19 protein-coding genes are annotated in these 20,262 nt (G+C 63.5%); 14 read left to right on the forward strand and 5 right to left on the reverse strand.

All coding sequences use genetic code 11. The features are described from left to right. Positions 1-206: 206 nt before the first annotated feature. The 4 genes from AC5RU9_RS06350 to AC5RU9_RS06365 are packed head-to-tail and all read left to right on the forward strand — an operon-like array spanning position 207 to position 4,365. On the forward strand, positions 207-992 hold the full coding sequence (locus AC5RU9_RS06350) for an SDR family NAD(P)-dependent oxidoreductase (protein ID WP_494015778.1): 786 nt from the start codon (positions 207-209) through the stop codon (positions 990-992). Positions 993-1,037: 45 nt separating this feature from the next. After that, positions 1,038-2,702 (forward strand): 4-oxocyclohexanecarboxylate 2-dehydrogenase, encoded by a 1,665-nt coding sequence (gene chcC1, locus AC5RU9_RS06355; RefSeq protein WP_494015779.1) that lies wholly within the window; start codon positions 1,038-1,040, stop codon positions 2,700-2,702. Further along, complete coding sequence (locus AC5RU9_RS06360) at positions 2,699-2,989, forward strand: Dabb family protein (RefSeq protein WP_494015780.1); 291 nt, start codon at positions 2,699-2,701, stop codon at positions 2,987-2,989. Before chcC1 ends, AC5RU9_RS06360 begins: the two co-directional genes overlap by 4 nt. 35 nt (positions 2,990-3,024) lie before the next feature. Continuing rightward, entirely contained in the window at positions 3,025-4,365 is a 1,341-nt protein-coding gene (locus AC5RU9_RS06365) for an MFS transporter (protein ID WP_494015781.1), read from the forward strand. Here AC5RU9_RS06365 and AC5RU9_RS06370 read toward each other — a convergent pair. Genes AC5RU9_RS06370 through kynA form a run of 3 tightly spaced genes read right to left on the reverse strand, consistent with a single transcriptional unit; the run spans position 4,352 to position 7,358 of the window. Continuing rightward, a complete protein-coding gene (locus tag AC5RU9_RS06370) occupies positions 4,352-5,206 on the reverse strand; it encodes a PaaX family transcriptional regulator (protein WP_494015782.1) in 855 nt (284 codons plus the stop codon). The genes AC5RU9_RS06365 and AC5RU9_RS06370 overlap by 14 nt on opposite strands. 7 nt (positions 5,207-5,213) lie before the next feature. Continuing rightward, positions 5,214-6,452, reverse strand: coding sequence for a kynureninase (gene kynU, locus AC5RU9_RS06375; protein ID WP_494015783.1), 1,239 nt, complete (start codon positions 6,450-6,452; stop codon positions 5,214-5,216). A gap of 36 nt (positions 6,453-6,488) precedes the next feature. Beyond that, positions 6,489-7,358, reverse strand: a complete 870-nt coding sequence (gene kynA, locus AC5RU9_RS06380) for a tryptophan 2,3-dioxygenase (protein WP_494015784.1) — start codon at positions 7,356-7,358, stop codon at positions 6,489-6,491. Positions 7,359-7,474: 116 nt separating this feature from the next. Between kynA and AC5RU9_RS06385 the strand changes: the two genes are divergently transcribed. From AC5RU9_RS06385 to AC5RU9_RS06410, 6 genes are all read left to right on the forward strand, one after another. Further along, entirely contained in the window at positions 7,475-7,993 is a 519-nt protein-coding gene (locus AC5RU9_RS06385; protein WP_494015785.1) for an HAD domain-containing protein, read from the forward strand. A gap of 177 nt (positions 7,994-8,170) precedes the next feature. Further along, complete coding sequence (locus AC5RU9_RS06390) at positions 8,171-9,376, forward strand: inorganic phosphate transporter (RefSeq protein ID WP_211712597.1); 1,206 nt, start codon at positions 8,171-8,173, stop codon at positions 9,374-9,376. Further along, positions 9,373-9,594 (forward strand): hypothetical protein, encoded by a 222-nt coding sequence (locus AC5RU9_RS06395; protein ID WP_211712598.1) that lies wholly within the window; start codon positions 9,373-9,375, stop codon positions 9,592-9,594. Before AC5RU9_RS06390 ends, AC5RU9_RS06395 begins: the two co-directional genes overlap by 4 nt. A gap of 96 nt (positions 9,595-9,690) precedes the next feature. Continuing rightward, a complete protein-coding gene (locus AC5RU9_RS06400) occupies positions 9,691-10,686 on the forward strand; it encodes a hypothetical protein (RefSeq protein ID WP_494015786.1) in 996 nt (331 codons plus the stop codon). Further along, entirely contained in the window at positions 10,683-11,573 is an 891-nt protein-coding gene (locus AC5RU9_RS06405) for a hypothetical protein (RefSeq protein WP_494015787.1), read from the forward strand. Before AC5RU9_RS06400 ends, AC5RU9_RS06405 begins: the two co-directional genes overlap by 4 nt. Positions 11,574-11,586: 13 nt before the next feature. Next, positions 11,587-12,144 (forward strand): dihydrofolate reductase family protein, encoded by a 558-nt coding sequence (locus AC5RU9_RS06410; protein ID WP_494015788.1) that lies wholly within the window; start codon positions 11,587-11,589, stop codon positions 12,142-12,144. Here AC5RU9_RS06410 and AC5RU9_RS06415 read toward each other — a convergent pair. Next, positions 12,141-12,605 (reverse strand): hotdog fold thioesterase, encoded by a 465-nt coding sequence (locus AC5RU9_RS06415; protein WP_211712601.1) that lies wholly within the window; start codon positions 12,603-12,605, stop codon positions 12,141-12,143. The genes AC5RU9_RS06410 and AC5RU9_RS06415 overlap by 4 nt on opposite strands. On the opposite strand from AC5RU9_RS06415, the gene polA reads away from it, so the two are divergent. The 4 genes from polA to rpsA all read left to right on the forward strand — a co-directional run bounded on the left by polA (position 12,604) and on the right by rpsA (position 19,455). Then, positions 12,604-15,396 carry a DNA polymerase I gene (gene polA, locus AC5RU9_RS06420; protein WP_494015789.1) on the forward strand — a complete coding sequence of 931 codons (2,793 nt, stop codon included), beginning with the start codon at positions 12,604-12,606 and terminating at the stop codon, positions 15,394-15,396. The genes AC5RU9_RS06415 and polA overlap by 2 nt on opposite strands. Positions 15,397-15,480: 84 nt before the next feature. After that, positions 15,481-16,794 carry a GNAT family N-acetyltransferase gene (locus AC5RU9_RS06425; protein WP_494015790.1) on the forward strand — a complete coding sequence of 438 codons (1,314 nt, stop codon included), beginning with the start codon at positions 15,481-15,483 and terminating at the stop codon, positions 16,792-16,794. 53 nt (positions 16,795-16,847) lie between these two features. Continuing rightward, the gene (locus AC5RU9_RS06430) at positions 16,848-17,807 is read left to right on the forward strand and encodes a polysaccharide deacetylase family protein (protein WP_494015791.1); all 960 of its coding nucleotides are present in this window, start codon (positions 16,848-16,850) and stop codon (positions 17,805-17,807) included. A gap of 172 nt (positions 17,808-17,979) precedes the next feature. Next, positions 17,980-19,455 (forward strand): 30S ribosomal protein S1, encoded by a 1,476-nt coding sequence (gene rpsA / locus AC5RU9_RS06435; RefSeq protein WP_090821282.1) that lies wholly within the window; start codon positions 17,980-17,982, stop codon positions 19,453-19,455. 102 nt (positions 19,456-19,557) lie between these two features. On the opposite strand, the gene AC5RU9_RS06440 is transcribed toward rpsA, so the two are convergent. Next, positions 19,558-20,247: an IMPACT family protein gene (locus AC5RU9_RS06440; RefSeq protein WP_494015792.1), complete on the reverse strand. Its 690-nt coding sequence runs from the start codon at positions 20,245-20,247 to the stop codon at positions 19,558-19,560. Positions 20,248-20,262: the final 15 nt, after the last annotated feature.

Here is a 20,262-nt window from a genome sequence, read left to right on the forward strand (position 1 = left end):
GTGGCCCCACTCACAGGGCCGCTGGCAAAGTTGAGCACACAGCAGGGCACTGCGGACCGGACCACCGTCCAGCGCCATCCACGAGGGCTCTGACCCTCAAGGCATTTCGCCCCAGTACACGAACGGCCCCTCGGGCCCTTTTCCGTGCTGCCCTGCGCCGTAGTGATGTTTGAACGCCGCAATGCCGCGGCAGGAGGAGTTTGGTCATGGAGTCAGCACTACACGGAAAGTCCCCCCAGGCGTCCCAGCGCGTGGCCGGGAAAGTGGCTGTGGTCACCGGCGGCAGGGGAGACCTGGGGAGCGCAACCGCCCGGTTGTTGGCTGAGAATGGGGCAACGGTGGCATCCTTGGACCGCGCCGGGGCACCAGCCGGAGGCAGCCACCCCGGCATCACCGAATACGACGTCGATGTCACCGATGAGTCCAGCGTGGCGCTGACCATCGGGAAACTCAGTGAAGAGCTCGGCACTCCGGACATCCTGGTCAACGCGGCCGGCATTATCGGTGTCGCCGGAGCAAGCCACACCGCCTCCATGGATGACTTCAACGCGATCTTTGACGTCAACGTCAAAGGGGTCTGGCTCATGACCAAGTACGTGGTTCCCGGCATGATCACCAAGCAGTCCGGGAGCATCATCAACTTTTCGTCCATCCACGGACTCACCGGCGGACGCAACGTGCCGCTTTACCACGCCACCAAGGGCGCCGTCCGGTTGCTGAGCAAGTCCGATGCCGCCACCTACGGAGTCCACGGCGTTCGGGTGAACTCCATCCACCCCGGTTCCATGAACACCAGGATGAGCCGCCGGTCGGCGGAACAGTCCGAGATCGGGGCAGAGGCCTATTACCGGCAACTCGTGGGCAGCAACCCGCTCCCCAGGCAGGGTGAACCGGACGAAATAGCCTACGGCGTGCTCTACCTCGCCTCCGATGAGTCCCGATTCACCACGGGGTCCGAACTGGTGATCGACGGCGGCTACACCGCCGTCTGACCCCCCGATATCCGCAAGCTATTCCCTTTCCTGAAAGGCTTTTCCGTGAAATTTTTGAACGGCACACAGACCGATACCTACGACGTCGTAGTGGTCGGATCGGGCGCAGGCGCCCTGACCGCGGCAGCCACCGCCGCAAGGGCGGGCAAATCCGTCGTCGTCCTCGAAAAGACCGAACTGTTGGGCGGCACCTCTGCGGTGTCGGGCGGCATGCTCTGGGTGGCCGATAACCACCACGCCCGTGAAGCCGGCCTGGACGACTCCAAGGAAGCCGCGGCGCAGTACATCCGCGCTGTAGCGCGCGGCCGCAGCCGTGAAGAGCTCCTGGACGCTGCCCTCGACTTCGGGGACACCATGCTCCGCTTTACCGAGGACGAATGCGGGGTCCGTTTCATTTTCCTGGACAACTTCCCGGACTACCGCCAGGACCTGCCCGGTTCCGTCGAGGGCGGGCGCACCGTTGAACCCGAGCTGTTCAATATCCGCGAGGCACTCGGAGACCTTGCCCACCATGTCCGTTCCGATGGCAGGGCACCGTTCACCATGCAGGAGTATGAAAACTGGGGTGCCTTCACCAAATTCCCGTGGAATGAACTGAACCAGCGGCAGGAACAGGGGCTTGTGGCCAAAGGCCACGCCCTGGTTGCCATGCTGCTCGCGAGCCTGGTCCGTGATGACGCGGCGCTGGTGGTTGGCGCCCGCGGTCAACGCCTCCTGCTCGACGGCGGCAGGGTAGTGGGCGTCGAACTCGAGTCGGGTGAAACTATCCACGCCAACGACGGGGTTGTGCTCGCTACCGGTGGCTTCGAGTGGGACAAGGCATTGGCCGATTCATTGCTGGCCTCCCGCCTGTACATCATGTGCTCACCGCCGTCCAACACTGGCGACGGACTGAAGATGGCCCAGCGGATCGGGGCACAGACCCGCGGAACCCGTGAAGCCTGGTGGGCCCCCATGTCCATTACCGGCGACAACCGCGACGGGGCACCCATTGGCACCTTGCTGAGGTTCGAACGGCAAGGACCCGGCTCGCTCATGGTCAACCGGCACGGACGCCGCTTCGCCAACGAGTCCCAGAACTACAACGACCTCGCACGCTGCCTGCAGTCCTGGGATTCGCCGAACAACCAGACCCTGAACACTCCGGCACATGTGGTCTTCGACCACGGCTACCTGGAGCGCTACGGCGTCCTGGCTCACCGGGCCGGCCAACCGACGCCGGACTACCTGATCGAAGCACCCACGCTGGAAGAGCTGGCCGAAAAGATCGGTGTCCCTGCCGACGAACTCAAGGCAACGGTCAGCCGCTTCAACGAATACGCCGTCAAAGGCGAGGACCCGGACTTCGGCCGGGGTGAAAGCGCCTACGACAAGTACTGGGGCGATGACGACTGCCCTTGGCCCAATCCGTCACTGGGCCCGCTGTTGACCGGACCGTTCTACGCAATGGCAGTTGTCAATGGTGCGTTCGGAAGCAACGGAGGCGTCGCCACGGACGGCCGGGCACGCGTCTTGGACGTAGACGGCCAAGCTATCCCGGGCCTTTTCGCCGCCGGTAACACGACTGAAAATGCCTACGCCGCGGGGTACCCGGGGGCGGGTGCCACCCTGGGCCCCATCATGACCATGGGATACCTTGCGGGCCGGACCATTGCAGGCCAGACGGCCGAATATGTCGGAGTAAGCGTCCCGACAGGAGTGGGAGCATGATCCGCCACGCAGTGCTGTTCAAGTTCAAGCCGGACTTTCCCGCGGCCGACAAAGCCGCCTGGATGGCCGGCCTGGACGCGATGGACGGCAACATTCCAGGCCTCCTGAAACTGACCCACGGCGCTGACGTCTTCCAGCACGAACGCTCCTTCGACTATGCGATCGTTGCCGACTTTGCCTCTGCGGAAGACATCGAGGTCTATAACACCCATCCGCTCCACGAGCCCCTCAAAAAGTACTCGTTTCCCAACAGCGAGCACATCATCGCCGTCGATTTCCACCTCTGAAGCACCGCCTGGACGCCGTTCAAAGGAGAACAGCCATGTCAACCACTGCCCAGCAGCCAACGACGCTGCGCAAGACCCCCGGGAAAGCGGCCTTGGCCTCGTTCCTGGGTAGCACCCTTGAGTACTACGACTTCTTCATCTACGGCTCAGCCGCCGCGCTGGTCTTCGGTCCGCTCTTCTTTCCCTCCGACGACCCCGCGGTTGGCCTGATCGGAGCCTTCGCCACCTTTGGCGTGGCCTACGTGGCACGGCCGGTAGGTGGACTGGTCATGGGCCACTTCGGTGACAAACTGGGCCGGAAGAAAATCCTGCTTATCACCCTCGGCGTTATGGGGCTGTCGTCCCTCGGCATAGGGTTCCTGCCGAGCTACAGCCAGATCGGCGTCTGGGCTCCGGTCCTCCTGGTCATTGGCCGCCTGGCGCAGGGTTTCTCCGCAGGGGCGGAATCTGCCGGCGCGTCCACTTTGACCCTGGAGCATTCACCGGAGGGGCGCCGCGGCTTCTTTACCAGCTTCGTCATGACCGGCTACGCCTCCGGCATGGTGCTCGCGACGCTCGTCTTTATTCCGGTGTCCGCGCTGCCCACCCAGGCGCTGATGAGTTGGGGCTGGCGCATCCCGTTCTGGTTGTCCATCGTGGTGTTGGGCATCGCGTACTGGGTGCGGACGCATCTGGATGAGACTCCGGTGTTTGAGGACGCCAAGGACCGGAAGGCGGTAGCACCCATGCCACTGCGGGAAGTCCTTCGTTTTCAATCCCCGGATGTGGCGAGAGTGGTTGGCATGTCCATCATGTCCGTCATGCAGACAATCTTCACGGTCTTCGGATTGTCCTACGCCACCGGTGCCGCAGGCTTCGACGAGGCATCCATTCTCACGGTCAACGCGGTAGCCATTGGCCTCTCCATGTTCGTGATGCCGCTGACTGCGAAGCTCTCCGACAGGCTGGGGCGCAGGCCGTTGCTCCTGACGGCTGCAATCGGCTGCTCGGTGACGATCTTTGCCTACTTCATGGCGTTGTCCACCGGGAACATCTTCCTGGTCTTTGCCGCGGCCTTCATCAACATGACATTGCTCTATTCCTGCTTCAACGGGATCTGGCCCGCCTACTTCGCCGAACTGTTCGCGGCTCCGGTCCGGTATTCAGGCATGGCTTTGGGGAACCAGTTGGGTTTGGTGGTGGCTGGTTTTGCTCCCCTCATCGCAGGACTCCTCCTGGGCAAGGGCCACGACGGATGGCTTCCCGTGGCAGGCTTCGCGGTGCTGTGCATGGCCATAGCCGGAGTCTGCGCCTTCTTCTCCCGGGAAACCGCCAAGACTCCCATCGAAGAGCTGGGGGAGCCGTACTGGCGGGGAATCGCCGTCAGGAAGCCGTAGCCGCCGCCGTGCCCTGCAGGCAGCGTCGAACGAACTCCGCGCTGGGTTCGGCGTAGGCGGCAACGATCCGTTTGAACAATTCAGCACCCTCGGCCCCGGGCCAGTCGGCAGGCAGGAACGCCGGCGGCAACCCGGGGTCGAGGTATGGAATGATCCGCCATCGATCGATGCACTGGACGTAGGTCGCGAAGGCCTGCGCCGTCACATCAACGGTTTGGCCTGAAGCCGCGGCGCCGTGTTCCCTGATGAAGTCCTGATGAAGTTCGGCCACCGCTTCCAGGTCCCACCAGCTCGAGGCCGCGTCCCGGAGGCTGCCACCGACCAGGGGCGTCTCGGTCACGAAGACAGTTGTCATGTCACGCAAGTCCAGGTCGGCGAGGATTTCCTCCACCTCCGCCCGCAGGGAATCAGGGCAGATCCACAGGCCCGCAGCCACTGTCCCGCAGCCGATCCAATGGAGTCTCCGCCGCAACTGGTGGCGCTTTTCGCGTTCAGTCTCCGGGATGGAAAAGGAGATCAGGCACCAGGGATCGTCGTCACCCATGCTGCGTGGGTTGTAGATCCGGCGGTCGCCACGGGCCAGCATCGTGGATGCGCCCTCGGTGAGCGTAAAGCCGGGGAGGCCGTCACGGCTTTCCTGCAGCACCACCTCTTTCTTGCGCAGCCGGCCCAAGGCGGTCCGCGTAACCGTCCCGGATGTGCCGAGGGCCTCCATCAGCGCAACAATGTCCTTCGCCGACATCCAACCGCCGGCCTCCCTCAAGTACAGGCCAATGACGGTCCGCAACAAAGAGGTGGTACTCCCGGGCCGGGAGTCCATATCGTCCAGTACAGCGCTCACTTCAGGCTCACAGCAGTTCGGCGAGGGCGTCCCGGATGGCGGTCACTCCCAGCTCAACCTCGGCGTAGCTGGTGCTCAACGGCGACAGGCCAATGCGCAGTCCGTGTGGCGGGCGGAAATCGGGGATGACTCCCTTCTCCCACAATGCGGCGGTCACGTCAGCGAAGAGCGGGTGGTCCACGGTGATGTGCGAGCCGCGCTCTTCAGGATCCCGGGGACTCACGATTTCGGCGCCAAGGGGCACCAGGTGTTCCTCGGACAACGCGATGGCGTACTCGGTGAGCTTGATCGACTTCTCGCGGACGGCCTCCATGCCCACCGAAGCGATCAGTTCCACCATGTCCTTGAGCGGCTGCATGGCCAGCACCGGCGGTGTTCCCGTGATGAACCGCCGGATACCCTGCGCCGGCTCGTAGGAATCCGTCATGCCGAAGGGGTTCGCGGCGCCCATCCAACCCCAAATGGGCTGCTGCAAACGGTCCTGCTGCGAAGCATTCACGTAGGCGAAGGCCGGTGAACCAGGCCCGCCGTTGAGGTATTTGTACGTGCAGCCCACCGCGAGGTCGACTCCCCACTCGTCCAGCTCCAGCGGTACGGAGCCAACTGAGTGGCACAGGTCCCAGAGCATCAGCGCACCGGCCTGGTGCACCTTGGCGGTGATCCCCTTCGCGTCCGCGAGGAACCCGGAGCGATAAGCCACATGGCTGAGGACAACGACGGCGGTCCGCTCGCCAAGCAGTCCGTCCAGGTCGGTTGCGCGGACCCCGCTGGCGGGATTGGCGGCGATCCACTTGATGGTTGCGCCGCGCTCCTTGGCGATTCCCTCGATGATGAACCGGTCAGTGGGGAAGTTGTCGCGGTCGATGATGATCTCGTCGCGTCCGGGCTGGGAATCGACTGCCGCCCGGATCATTTTGTACAGCATGACCGATGTGGAATCGCCGACCGTGGTCTGTCCGGGGGCCGCACCAAGGGTCACTTCACCGATGCGGTCGCCTACCTTGGTGGGTTCGTCCATCCATTGTTCGTCCCAGCCCCGGATGAGGCGGCTGCCCCAGGCATCGTGGACGAAGGACGCGAGATGTGCAGCGGTGGCCTTCAGTGGGCGTCCGAGTGAGTTGCCGTCCAAGTATGAGGTGAGCTGATCGGCGTCGGGCGCGTAAAAGGCTTCACGCTGGGTGGCGAGGGGATCTGCGGCGTCCAGTTCGGCCGACGTTGGCCGGTGGATTTGCTGTGCGGTGGTCATGGTTCCTCCTGCGGTGTAGGCGGCGGGCAGTGTTGCTTAGTTGCCGATCTCGGTGCGGACGGCGTAGAGCTCGGGGAAGAAGGTCAGGTCCAGGGCGCGTTTGAGGAAGTCCACCCCGGAAGATCCGCCGGTACCTACCTTGAACCCGATGGTGCGCTGGACGGTCCTGAGGTGCCGGAACCGCCAGGCCTGGAAGTTGTCCTCGATGTCCACCAGGTCTTCGCACGCTTCGTAGAGGCCCCACTGTGTGTCATCCGACTCGTAGATCTTCTGGAAGATGGGGACGAGGTCCTGGCGGAAGGTCCACGGTTCGCTGGTGTCCCGCTCAAGGATGTCGGCGGGAATGTCGTAGCCGGCGCGGGAAAGGACTCCAAGGAACGCGTCGTAAAGCGTGGGCTCCTCCAACAACCTGCCCAGTAGTGCGTGGGCCTCGGGCTCGCTTTCGAACACACGCAACATGCCCCGGTTCTTGTTTCCCAGCAGGAACTCGACACCGCGGTATTGGTAGGACTGGAAACCCGATGAGCTTCCCAGGAAGCCCCGGAACTGGGAGTACTCGCGGGGCGTCAGGGTGCCCAGCACGGACCATTGCTCGGTCATGGTGCGTTGGATGGCCTTCACCCGGGCGATGCACTTGAGCGCCTTGCCCAGGTTATCGGCGTCGAACAACCTCCGGGCTTCCAGGAGTTCGTGCAGGACAAGCTTGAGCCACAGCTCGCTGGTCTGGTGCTGGATGATGAACAGCAGTTCGTCATGGTGTTCCGGCTGGCTAAGGGGGTGCTGGGAACTAAGCAATTGGTCAAGGTCCAGGTAGCCGCCATAAGACATCGCATGCCGGAAGTCGGTACGGACACTGTCCTCGATGTGGCGGACGCTCTGGGGGGAATGGACGGGGGGCTTTTCCATACTTTGAGAATATCACTTACATGACGAACGTCAAGAGTTTGATTCTGCCGGTCATCGACCGACTGCTGCGCCATCCCGTAGGCTGTTGCTGAACCGTTGGGGAAGGGGGAGTGGACATGGATTCCGCCCATGGCCGGATGGCCCCCGTATCGATCTACCTGGATGTCGACGGCGTGGTGAACCCCTTTAGTCCCGTAGGCGCCACTGATTGGGGCAATGAGTGGACTTTCGCCGACGCCGGCATCCTCGAAGTCGCCTTCGCCCCCGAGGTCGTTGCCGAACTCAACGACCTCGCCAGCCACCCTGCCGCCCGCTTCGTCTGGCTGACCACCTGGGAACGGCTGGCGCCCGAGTTCCTTTGTCCCGCCATCGGCCTAAGGGGGCAGGACTGGCCGGTGCTTTCCAGCCAAGGGTGGGACGAGGGGCCCGAATGGTGGAAACTGGTGGCCCTCCAGAAGGATCTGGCGTCTGCCGGGAGTGATCGGATGATCTGGGTGGATGACCAACTCAGTGCCGAGTCCGACGCCCGCTCCTGGGCTGAGTACCAGCAGGACCGTGTGCTGTGCATCTCACCGGATCCGCGGAAGGGCCTGACCCGCAAGGAGTTGGCGGCGGTCCGGGCATATTTGGGTTGAAGCCGGCCCGGGTACGTTTGTCCGCTCAGCCCCCGCCACGTAGGATTCTTAAGGTTTCAAGCCCGCCAGAGTGAATCCCGCAAGTCGAGTCAGTTGAACAGATGCTGAACTATGCTGTGGATGGCAGGTACGGGGAAGTGGAACTGCTGAACGTCGACTCTGCAGATTGGGCAACAGGTGGATATCACCTTCATGGTCGCGCTGGTAATAGCGTTGGCCCTATTTTTTGACTTCACCAACGGGTTTCACGACACAGCCAACGCGATGGCTACACCCATCGCTACGGGGGCGATCAAGCCCAAAACGGCTGTCGCCCTGGCTGCCGTCCTCAACCTTGTGGGCGCGTTCCTCTCTACGGAAGTGGCCAAAACCATTTCCGGAGGCTTGATCCGGGAAGGTTCGGACGGCATCCACATCACGCCGGACATTATTTTCGCCGGACTCATGGGCGCAGTCCTCTGGAACATGGTCACCTGGCTCAAGGGCCTGCCATCCAGTTCCTCGCACGCCCTGTTCGGCGGCCTGATCGGTGCCGCGGTGGTCGGCATCGGCTTCCACTCCATCAACTTCGAAACCGTCTTGCAGAAGGTCATCTTGCCTGCGGTCTTCGCGCCCCTGATCGCGGGGCTCGTGGCCTACATTTGTACCCGCCTCGCTTACGCGCTCACCTCAAGGCACGATCCCGAGACCGGCGACAAACTCACGCAGAAACGCGGCGGGTTCCGCACCGGCCAGATCTTCACCTCCAGCCTGGTGGCCCTCGCCCACGGCACCAACGACGCCCAGAAGACCATGGGCATCATCACCCTGGTCCTGATCGCCGGTGGTACGCAGGCGCCCGGCAGCGGGCCCCAGTTCTGGGTCATCACCGCCTGCGCCCTGGCCATTGCGATCGGCACCTACGCGGGCGGCTGGCGCATCATCCGGACCATGGGCTCCGGCTTGACCGAGGTGAAGCCCGCGCAGGGATTCTCCGCTGAAACAAGCACGGCCTCGGCCATCCTGGCTTCATCGCACCTGGGTTTCGCCCTCTCCACCACGCAGGTGGCTTCCGGTTCAGTTATCGGTTCCGGCCTGGGACGCAAGGGCACATCGGTCCGGTGGGGAACCGCCGGCAAGATTGCGTTGGGTTGGCTGTTCACCCTCCCGGCCTCGGCCATCGTCGGTGCCCTGACGGCACTCCTGGTGAGTACCGGCGTCGTAGGCGTCATCATCGCCGCGGTGGTTGGAACGGCAGCCGTGGTGTTCATGTTCGTTGTTTCACGTAAGTCGCATGTGGGCCACCACAACGCCGTCGAAGTCGATGAAGCTGGCCACGCCGTGCGGTTCCGGAAAAAGAAGAAAAACCGAAAGACCACCCCGAGCGGAGACGTGCAGCGATGAAATGGTTGGAATTGCTGCAGGTTGCAGGTGTCACCCTCGTGGCTGCGGTCACCCTGGTGGTCCTGTATTCACTCGGGGTGCGCTTGACGGCCATCGCCGGGGACGCCCAGCAGAAGTCCCCTGCACTGGTCCGTTCGCTGGCCTACCTGTGCTTCGGCGTGTGCGGGGTTGCCGTCCTGTTCGGTATCTACTTGATTGTTCCCTACTTCGGAAAATAGCGGCCTCTCTGGTAGTCACGTCCCATCGGGAGAATAATCAGCAGTGTAGTTATGCACATGACTGCGTGATCGTGATCCGGCAGATGTGGGGCTGTCATGAAATGCCAATCCCGGAGCCATCTCATCGGACTGGCCCTGGTGCCGGTCCTGATGTTGGGACTCTCTGCCTGCCTTCCCCCCTCCACAGAAGGTCTCCGGCCTGACCAGGGCTCCAGCCCAGCCACCCCGGGCACCTCGCAACCACTGCAGCCAACCGCTGCCGCGCCTACCGCTGCCCAGCCCGTCGGCCCTGCCGGCCCCGGCGCGCCACAGGCGAACGCACCAGTAGTGCAGTGGTTACCTATCGGCCCCATTGGACCCAACGACCCCACCACGGGACAGCGGTATCTCCTGCTTCAGCAATTCCAGTGCGACGCGTTGGCCCAAAGCGTCGAAGGCGCGGAGGACGCCGCAGTGTGGCAGGCGGGCGCCGCTGTCTGCCGGGCGTTGCAAAGCGGAAGCCAGCAGGACTGGCAACTGGCATCCAATGCCGTGGGAGCAACTCCGCAGATTCCGCAAAGCAAATGCCTGGAATTCAGGGTTGCCGTCACCGCGGCGTCCTTGGTTGCCCAGCATCGCAGCAATCCGCAGGCCACCTTCAACGTTCAGCCAGGGCAAGGCCAGGCCTGCCCAAGGCAACTGGTCGGGTTGACCGTGGTGGACAAGGACCTCAGGCCCGTTCCCGGCACAGCCCGCGCAACAGGCCCCAGCACTGGCGGCACCATCGTCCGGCTGGACGGGTACTACGTGCGTGTGGCTGAGGTCCTGTTCGACGGCGTACCAGCGGATGTCGACTTTGTTGGTGACAGGCAGGACTACGGAACGGTCTACCTGCGGATGCCCCCGGCAAATGGTCGGGACTCAGTCCGGATCTCGATCACTGACACGGTGGACGTCGCAGGAACGGTCACGTTCTTCTACGACGACTCCGGCGTGTCCACCAGTTCGCTACCTCCATCGGCACCCACCACGACCGCGCCCGCGACGCAGCCACCGGATGTCCCCACGGCCCCCGCGACATCCGTTGAACCGTCCCCGACGGCCGCACCGTGAGCGACCCCCAAGAGGCCGAGGAAAACAGCAACAGCAATACCCGCTGGAAAAGGACCCTCGAGGTCCTCTCAGTCATCGGGCCCCCATTGACCGTTGCCACTGCGCTCCTGGTCTATTTTGGGTGGGCGCGCACGGATGCCCAAGCAAAGGCCATGGGACTTGACGTGAGCCTGTTCGGCTACACGGTCCAGGATTTCATCCTTCGAAGCATCCAGTCCCTGTTCCAGCCACTGGCGTGGCTGGTGGTCATCGGGCTGTTGTGGCTGATGCTGGACCGCGCCGTGATGCGGCTTATCGAAAGGGCCGCCTACCGGACGCTGGTCCACCGGATCGCGATGGTAGTCATCATCCTGGGGTTCGCATATGCGGCCGTGATGTGGATCATTGTGGTCACCAGGCCCGGCCAGATTCTCCTGTACGCCCCGTTCCTCATTGCGGCCGGACTTGTCGTAGGAACCTGGGGCCTGGGCGTGAGGCGTCGGGCGGCCACCCCCTCCGGTGGTCCGCGCGCGACCAGGCCCAGGGCCTTGGAGCGGGCACTGGTCTTCGCCCTCGTCACACTGCTTTTGTTTTGGGGTACATCGGATTACGCCCAGGCGCTGGGGCGCGGTGCCGCCGTCGACTACCAGGAACGGTCCGGCCTGTTGCCAACCGCCGTCGTCTACAGCAAGGAGCGCCTGGCCGTCACCGCCCCGAACGTCCATGAGGAATCGGCCGGTACCGATGCAGCCCCGCTGTACCGGTACACCGGGCTCAGGTTGCTGGTAGTCAGCGGTGGCCGGATCTTCCTGCTCAACGATGGCTGGAGCCTTGCCCGGGGGCGTGTTGTGGTGCTGCGTGACGATGGCAGCGTCAGGGTGGAATATGGGAACCCCTCCGCCGGCTGACTAGTCTGGGGCCATGTCACTTTTTCAGTACTACGTAGCGTCCACCATTGACGGCTTCATTGCCTCACCAGACGACGATCTGGCCTGGCTCCTGCAGTTCGACCAGGTGGACGGCGTGAACGAAAGCATCGGGTCCTTCATGGCGGGAGTCGGGTGCATCGCCATGGGTGGTGACACCTACCGGTGGCTGATCGAACACGAGCCGGACAACTGGCCGTACCCGGAAACACCATGCTGGGTCTTCACGCACCACGAGTACCCGGCGCCAGCGGGATCGGACATCACCTTTGTCCGCGGTGACGTCCGCGGGTTCGCGCCCGACCTGCTCAAGGCCGCCGGCGACAAGAACGTGTGGTTGGTCGGCGGCGGAGACCTGGTGGCCCAGTTTGCGGACGCGGGACTCCTCCACGAAATCATCGTCACCATCATTCCGGTGGTGTTGGGCGCCGGGAAGCGGCTCTTGCCGCTGAAGGGCCCGACGGCGCCCCTTGAGTTGGTCTCGTCCCGCATCCTTGGGGGCGCCGCGGCTGAACTGCACTACCGGATGCCGCAGGCGGTCACCGCTTCCTAGTGCCGGTTGTCCCGGATCATGTTGGTGATCCGGGCCGTCGAGAGGCGGCGGCCCTTGTCGTCGGTGATGACGATCTCGTGCGTGGCAAGTGTTCCGCCCAGATGGATGGCCGTGCACGTGCCAGTCACCAAGCCAGCGGCAACCGAGCGGTGATGGGTGGCGCCCACTTCGATGCCCACCGCATGCCTGCCCCTTCCGGCGTGCAAGGAGGCTGCGAAGGATCCCAGTGTCTCGGCGAGGACCACGTGGGCCCCGCCGTGCAGGATTCCGGCGACCTGGGTATTACCCTCCACGGGCATGGTTGCCACGATGCGCTCAGCACCCATCTCGGTAAAACGGATGCCGAGTTTCACCACCAGGGCGCCAACTCCGTGGGCCGACAGCCAATCATGGAATTCTTCAGGCACACCTGCCTCATTCAGCTCGTCGACAAACGGGTTCGGCGTGAAATTGTCCTTCATGCCAACTAGGCTGGCACCTGTGAGTGAAACAACCAAACCGGACCAGGTTCCAACGGCCCAGGCTGCTGCCGTCGCTACAGCACCCGCACCTTCCGCCAACAGCACGGGGGAGGGCCGGCCCAGGTTGCTGGTCCTCGATGGCCACTCCATGGCGTTCCGGGCGTTCTATGCCCTTCCCGCCGAGAATTTCTCCACTGCCCGAGGGCAGTACACCAACGCAGTGCACGGCTTCACGTCCATGCTGATCAACCTCATCAAGGACCAGAAGCCGACGCACGTTGCGGTGGCTTTCGACGTTTCCGATGACACCACGTTCCGCAAAGCCGAGTACAGCGAATACAAGGGCGGACGCAACGCCACCCCCGCGGAGTTCGCGGGACAGATCGGCCTCATCGCCAAAGTCATGGAGGCCTGGGGCATCCGGACCATCGCCATGCCCGGATATGAAGCGGACGATGTCCTGGCTACGCTCGCCGCACAAGGCGACGCGGCGGGCTTCGAGGTCCTCCTCGTTTCCGGCGACAGGGATGCATTCCAGCTCATCAACGACAACGTTTTTGTGCTCTACCCCAAACAGGGCGTCAGCAACATTCCCAAGATGGACGCTGCAGCCATCGAAGAGAAGTACTTCGTTAAACCGAGCCTCTACTCGGACCTCGCCGCACTGGTGGGCGAATCGGCGGACAACCTGCCCGGTGTTCCCGGCGTTGGCCCCAAGACCGCCGCCAAATGGATCAACCTTTACGGGGGCCTCGAAGGCATCCTGGAAAACCTGGACGCCATCGGCGGCAAGGTGGGGGGCGCGCTCAAGGAGAACCTGGAGAACGTCAAGCGCAACCGCAGGCTGAACCAGTTGCTGTCCGACCTGGACCTGCCGCTGACCCTTGCGGACCTGCACGAGCCCCGACCGGACCGGCAGGCCATTGAGGAGCTCTTTGAAGAGCTCGAATTCCGGACGCTCCGCACCCGCCTCTTTGACCTCTACGGCGACGACACCGCAGGAGCAGCACCCGACACCATCGACGCCCCGGAGTTCTCCAGGCTCACGGATGCCGGCGCGCTGGAGGCGTTCTTCGCGGCAGGGTCAGGCACGCGCTCGGCCCTCGCGGTGCAGTTGGTTCCCGGGCGGATCGGCGATGACGCGAGTGCGCTGGCCATTGTCCGGAACAACGGTGCAGCCTACATTGAGCTCACGGACCTGGATGCCGCAGCAGAGTCGGTGTTGCTCCGCTGGTTGCTTGACCCGGAAGAAGCCAAGGTGCTGCACGAGTTCAAATCGGCACTCAAGGCCCTGCATAACCGGGGCCTTGGGCTTGAGGGCGTCGTGGATGACACGTCCATCTCCGGTTACCTGATCCAGCCCGACCGCCGCAGCTACGACCTCGCCGAGCTCGCCCAGGTGCATCTGAAAATTTCGCTCACCGCCGCTGCGGCCCAATCCGGCCAACTGGAACTGGACCTTTCCGGGGAAACCGACGAAGTTGCCGCAACAGCGTTGGTCCAGCATGCCGCCGTCGTTCATGCCCTCAGCAAGCACTTCGAAACCGAACTTGCCGACATCAAGGCAGATGCCTTGCTGACGACACTGGAACTTCCCGTGGCGCGCGTTCTGGCGCAAATGGAACTGACGGGTATCTACGTCTCCACGGACCGTATGGATGAGCAGCTAGCCGACCTCACCAAGGTGATCGGCAATGCCCAGGAGCAGGCGTTCGCCGCGATCGGACACGAGGTAAACCTCGGATCCCCGAAGCAGCTGCAGACTGTCCTCTTCGACGAACTTGGGCTCCCCAAGACCAAGAAGATCAAGTCCGGCTACACGACGGATGCTGCGTCCTTGAAGGGGCTGCTGGAGAAGACCGGCCACGAGTTCCTGATCCAGCTCATGGCGCACCGTGAGTCCTCCAAGCTGGCCCAAATGGTGGAGACACTCAAGAAGTCCGTTGCCGACGATGGCCGCATCCACACCACGTATGCGCAGAACATCGCTGCCACCGGCCGTATCTCGTCCAACAACCCCAACCTGCAGAACATCCCCGTCCGCAGCGAGGAAGGGCGCCGTGTCCGCGGTATCTTCGTTGTCAGCGAGGGCTACGAGTGCCTGCTGTCCGCGGACTACTCGCAGATCGAGATGCGCATCATGGCGCATCTGTCCGGCGATGAAGCCCTCATCCAGGCTTACCGTGACGGCGAGGACCTGCACCGCTTCGTGGGCTCCCGGATCTTCAACGTTGAGCCGGCCGACGTTACCAGCGCCATGCGCTCCAAGGTCAAGGCGATGTCGTACGGCTTGGCGTATGGGCTGACGTCCTTCGGCCTTTCCAAGCAGTTGGAGATCTCTGTTGATGAGGCGCGCACCCTCATGAAGGACTACTTCGACCGTTTCGGTGGTGTGCGGGACTACCTGCGCGGCGTCGTGGACCAGGCCCGCACCGATGGCTACACGGCCACCATCGAAGGCCGCCGGCGCTACCTGCCGGACCTGACCAGCACCAACCGGCAGGCGCGTGAGGCAGCAGAACGCATCGCGTTGAACTCTCCCATCCAGGGTTCGGCTGCGGACCTCATCAAGCGCGCCATGTTGGGCGTCTCAGCGGAGCTGGCCAGCCAGGGCCTGAAGTCCCGCTTGCTGCTGCAGGTCCACGACGAACTGGTCCTCGAGGTTGCACCCGGGGAACGCGAAGCAGTGGAGAAACTGGTCATCGAACAGATGGGCTCGGCGGCTGACCTCTCCGTCCCGCTGGATGTCCAGATCGGCGTTGGCTCCAGCTGGTACGAGGCCGGACACTAGCCCAGCCAAGCATTCAATGGATCGCCGGAGGGCGCGCCGCCGAGATGGTGGCGCGCCCTCCGGGGTCTGGCTAGGCTCGGGAGCGTGGCTGATCCCAATGAACGAAACCTTGAAAAATACTCCGTCCAGCGTTTTCCTGCCGTAGGGAACCCGGATGACGCCGGTTACGGCCGCTGCGCCACGTGGGTGCAGGCGGTCTCGCACGGCTTCCACCAGCAACGGCGCGACGACGAATACCTGGCCAAGACACTCGCGGCCTACCAAACAGACCAGCGCCAGCTGACCGGCGTGTATGTCAATGGCAGCGTGCCTGACCACTCGTTGGGTGCCGACGTTCCCGTGGCGACGTACGCCACGATGCGGAAGACCCTGAACATCGGCTTCGGCCGGCAACTTGAATCCAACCTGGTTACCGCCGTAACGGTCCGTGGCACCCACCGCCGGAACGGAATTCTCCGCGGCATGATCACCGCCGACCTCGAGTCCGCCAAGGACGACGGCTTGGCGATGGCGGCCCTCACGGCTTCTGAAGGTTCCATCTATGGGCGCTTTGGCTTCGGGGTGGCTACTTTCGAACGCAGCATCAAGGTTGATGCCGGGCCACGTTTCCGGCTGAGGGGCGAACCGGAGGGCACCGTCGAGGTCGCCGATCCCGCAGTCCTCCTGGAAGTGGCACCCAAGGTGTTTGAACGGGTCCAACGGCTTTCGCCCGGTTCAATTGATCGGCAGGAGTATTACAGGCTGGTGGCGTCCGGCTCCATTGGCCACGACGGCAAGCCCGACACCACTGTCCGCTGCGCCCTGCACTACGACCTTTCCGGAGCATTGGACGGATACGTTTCCTACCGCTTCAAAGGGTGGGAGCACAAGCCCTACACCATGGAAATCGTTGACTTCGTAGCGGCGACCAACGCCGGATACCTTGACCTCTGGCGGTTCCTGGGCAGCATCGACCTCATTGACGAGATTACGGGGGCCGAGGCTCCCGTGGACGACCCCCTGGCATGGGCCCTTGAAGATCCGAGGTGCATTGACGCTTCGGAAATCCGGGACATGCTCTGGCTCCGGATCCTGGATACTCCGGCCGCCCTGCAGGCCCGCCGCTACGCCACGGCCGGACGGCTGGTACTGGACGTCGCGGATCCGTTGGGGCTGGCGGGCGGCACCTGGGTTCTGGAGTCCGACGGCGGTGCTGCCGCCGTCGTGCGGGACGCTGCGGGCGAAACGCCCGACCTCAGCCTGGACGTGGCGGACCTCGCGTCCATCTACCTGGGGGCCGTGTCGCCGGTGACCCTGGCCGCCGCGGGGCGCATCAACGAGAAACGCCCAGGCGCCGCGCTGGAAGCCCAGCAGCTCTTCGCAGTTGAGCGATCCGCGCATTGCCTGACCCACTTCTAGGGCATTGCCCGGAGCGACCATAATCACATAGCCACACAAAGATAGGGACATCCATGGGGGATTCCAAGCGGCGGCCGTTGGCCCGCCGGCGATCAGTGCTGCTTGGAATGGCGGGCTTAGCCTCAGCCGCCCTGGCAGCGTGCTCGGACAATGCAAGCGCACCCGGCCCCAATGCCGCCGGGATGGGACAGGGAACACGGCCGGCGTCGGGCCCCGCCACTCCGCCACCGTCCATCGCTGCCCGGTCCCGCGAACAGGCCGCTGCCGCCCTGGCACCAGCGCCCAAGCCTCCGGCGGTGCCGGACAAGCAGCAGATCCTGGCGGAGTTCGGGGGACGCAGGCCCAAGGAATGGGGGCTCCACGTAACCGGGGTGGTGAACAACTCGCAGTCCCGGCACGTGGCCCTCACCTTTGATGCCTGCGGCGGACCAGGCGGGGCGGCGTGCGACCAGAAGCTGCTGGATACGCTGCGACGGCTCAACATACCCGCGACCCTCTTCATGAACAGCCGCTGGATCCATGCCAACCAGGGGCTTGCGGCTGAGCTGGCAGCAGACCCGTTGTTTGAGCTCGCCAACCACGGCACCGCGCACCTTCCCTTGTCCGTGAACGGCAAGGCCGCCTACGGAATTGCCGGAACTGCTACGGCCTCGGCGGCCTACGACGAACTCATGGGCAACCAGGAAGTCATGCATGAACTGAGCGGGAAAACGCCTGGCTTCTTCCGGCCCGGGACTGCCTACTACGACGACGTGGCCGCTGCCATGACGCACCGGGTTGGCTTGCTGCCCGTCAACTTCTCGGTGAACGGCGACGGCGGAGCCACTTATCCGGCAGCGACCGTCGCCGCCGAAGTGGGCCGGGTAGCGCCCGGAGACATCGTCATTTCGCACTTCAACAGGCCGGCCGCAGGCACGGCGGAAGGCTATGCACGCGTCCTCCCGCGGCTGCTGGACAAGGGCATGGGGTTTGGGCGGCTCAGCGACGTACTCACCGCGAAGGACTCCTTTTGACCCTGCTTTGCCAATGCGACTAGAATAAACGGGCGTGTACTACGTGCATGCATCCATTTTGTATTAATCCACAAATCAGGATGACCCGGTAATTTGCCGTGTTCTGCCGTCCGGACCCGGGCGGCAGCGGTTTGCCTGACCGACTAACTATCCACAACGGAGCCCCTACTACATGACCATCACCTCCACCGAGAAGCCCGGTACCCCCGTAGTCGCCATTAACGACATCGGTACCGCTGAGGACTTCCTCGCAGCTGTCGACGCCACCATCAAGTACTTCAACGACGGTGACCTCGTCGAAGGTACCGTCGTCAAGGTCGACCGCGACGAAGTTCTGCTCGACATCGGTTACAAGACCGAAGGTGTCATCCCTTCCCGCGAGCTTTCCATCAAGCACGATGTTGACCCCGGTGACGTTGTCGCCGTTGGCGATCAGGTCGAAGCTTTGGTTCTCACCAAGGAAGACAAAGAAGGCCGTCTGATCCTCTCCAAGAAGCGTGCTCAGTACGAGCGTGCCTGGGGCGACATCGAGAAGGTCAAGGAAGAAGACGGTGTCGTTACCGGTACCGTCATCGAGGTTGTCAAGGGTGGCCTCATCCTGGACATCGGCCTGCGCGGCTTCCTGCCCGCATCCCTCGTCGAGATGCGTCGTGTCCGCGACCTGGCTCCGTACATCGGTCAGCAGATCGAAGCCAAGATCATCGAGCTGGACAAGAACCGCAACAACGTTGTTCTGTCCCGCCGTGCATGGCTCGAGCAGACCCAGTCCGAGGTTCGCTCCACGTTCCTCAACAAGCTGGAAAAGGGCCAGGTCCGTCCGGGCGTTGTTTCCTCCATCGTCAACTTCGGTGCATTCGTGGACCTGGGCGGCGTAGACGGCCTCGTTCACGTTTCCGAGCTGTCCTGGAAGCACATCGACCACCCCTCCGAGGTTGTCGAGGTTGGCCAGGAAGTCACCGTCGAGGTCCTCGAAGTGGATCTGGACCGCGAGCGTGTCTCCCTGTCGCTCAAGGCTACGCAGGAAGATCCGTGGCAGACCTTCGCCCGCACCCACGCCCTCGGCCAGGTTGTTCCGGGTAAGGTCACCAAGCTGGTTCCGTTCGGTGCGTTCGTTCGCGTCGAAGACGGCATCGAAGGCCTCGTGCACATCTCCGAACTGGCTGTCCGCCACGTGGAGCTCGCCGAGCAGGTTGTCTCCGTTGGCGACGAACTGTTCGTCAAGGTCATCGACATCGACCTCGAGCGTCGCCGCATCTCCCTCTCCCTCAAGCAGGCTAACGAGGGCGTTGACGCTGACAGCACCGAGTTCGATCCCGCTCTGTACGGCATGGCCGCTGAGTACGACGAAGAGGGCAACTACAAGTACCCTGAGGGCTTCGACCCCGAGTCGAACGAATGGCTCGAAGGCTACGAGAACCAGCGCGCCGCTTGGGAGCAGCAGTACGCTGACGCCCAGACCCGCTGGGAAGCCCACAAGAAGCAGGTTGCCCAGCACGCTGCCGACGACGCTGCTGCTGCAACGTCCGGTGAGAGCGATTCCGGCACCACCAGCTACTCCTCGGAGCCGGCTGCTGCTGAGTCCAACGCCGGTACCCTGGCGTCCGACGAAGCACTCGCCGCTCTGCGCGAGAAGCTCACCGGCAACTAATTCCGCCTCCCTCACGGGATGTGCTGAATAGCCAAAGAAGGACCCCTGCCTCCGGGCAGGGGTCCTTTTGCGTTGTACGGAGCGGAACCGGGCACGGGCTTCTCAGCGCGGAATGTCGATCCATTCGGTTCCCTCAGGCCGCAATTCAATGGTCCCTGCTGTCAGCGACGCCAACCTGCCCTTGGCCGCGGCAAACTCAGCGGGGTTGTCAGCGAGTGCCAGCCGCAGAATGGTGTGCTTGGCCTCGTAACCGGTTTCAGCCATGACGTACCCCGCGCCCCGGAGCTCATTCTCGAGGCGTCCGGCTTCGGCATGCGGAACCTCCAGCGCACAGAGGCGCAGGCGCCGGCGGAGCACCAGGGGAGCGGCTTCCAAGGCTGACGAGACAGACTCCGAATAGGCACGCACCAGCCCTCCCGCACCCAGCAGGATCCCACCGAAATAGCGCACGACGACGACACTTACGTCGCTCAGGTCGGTCACCTGGGGCGCTGTCTCGCGTTTGATGAGGGCTTCCAGCATGGGAATGCCGGCGGTTCCCGAGGGCTCACCGTCATCACTGGAGCGCTGGACCATGCGATCCGGTCCGATGACAAACGCCGAGCAATGGTGGCGGGCATCGTGGAATTCCCGTCGTAAATCCGATACCAGCGAACGGGCGGTCTCCTCGTCGGGCGAACGACGTAGGACGGTGATGAACCGGGACCGCCGGATCTCCAGTTCGTGGCGGACATCGGGCCCCTCGGCGAGCGTTGTGTACGTTGTTGCGCGACTGTCGTCCTCAATTTCCACCGCTTCAGTCTAGTG

The sequence above is a fragment of the Arthrobacter sp. B0316-5-4 genome (assembly GCF_059090325.1).

What these genes read in the sequence shown, in the direction of transcription:
- AC5RU9_RS06365 (WP_494015781.1), top strand. Translation starts at nt 3,025, where the DNA reads ATGTCAACCACTGCCCAGCAGCCAACGACGCTGCGCAAGACCCCCGGG.
- AC5RU9_RS06410 (WP_494015788.1), top strand. Translation starts at nt 11,587, where the DNA reads ATGTCACTTTTTCAGTACTACGTAGCGTCCACCATTGACGGCTTCATT.
- AC5RU9_RS06415 (WP_211712601.1), bottom strand. Translation starts at nt 12,605, where the DNA reads ATGAAGGACAATTTCACGCCGAACCCGTTTGTCGACGAGCTGAATGAG.
- AC5RU9_RS06400 (WP_494015786.1), top strand. Translation starts at nt 9,691, where the DNA reads ATGAAATGCCAATCCCGGAGCCATCTCATCGGACTGGCCCTGGTGCCG.
- polA (WP_494015789.1), top strand. Translation starts at nt 12,604, where the DNA reads ATGCCAACTAGGCTGGCACCTGTGAGTGAAACAACCAAACCGGACCAG.
- AC5RU9_RS06360 (WP_494015780.1), top strand. Translation starts at nt 2,699, where the DNA reads ATGATCCGCCACGCAGTGCTGTTCAAGTTCAAGCCGGACTTTCCCGCG.
- AC5RU9_RS06430 (WP_494015791.1), top strand. Translation starts at nt 16,848, where the DNA reads ATGGGGGATTCCAAGCGGCGGCCGTTGGCCCGCCGGCGATCAGTGCTG.
- AC5RU9_RS06350 (WP_494015778.1), top strand. Translation starts at nt 207, where the DNA reads ATGGAGTCAGCACTACACGGAAAGTCCCCCCAGGCGTCCCAGCGCGTG.
- AC5RU9_RS06395 (WP_211712598.1), top strand. Translation starts at nt 9,373, where the DNA reads ATGAAATGGTTGGAATTGCTGCAGGTTGCAGGTGTCACCCTCGTGGCT.
- kynA (WP_494015784.1), bottom strand. Translation starts at nt 7,358, where the DNA reads ATGGAAAAGCCCCCCGTCCATTCCCCCCAGAGCGTCCGCCACATCGAG.
- kynU (WP_494015783.1), bottom strand. Translation starts at nt 6,452, where the DNA reads ATGACCACCGCACAGCAAATCCACCGGCCAACGTCGGCCGAACTGGAC.
- rpsA (WP_090821282.1), top strand. Translation starts at nt 17,980, where the DNA reads ATGACCATCACCTCCACCGAGAAGCCCGGTACCCCCGTAGTCGCCATT.
- AC5RU9_RS06385 (WP_494015785.1), top strand. Translation starts at nt 7,475, where the DNA reads ATGGATTCCGCCCATGGCCGGATGGCCCCCGTATCGATCTACCTGGAT.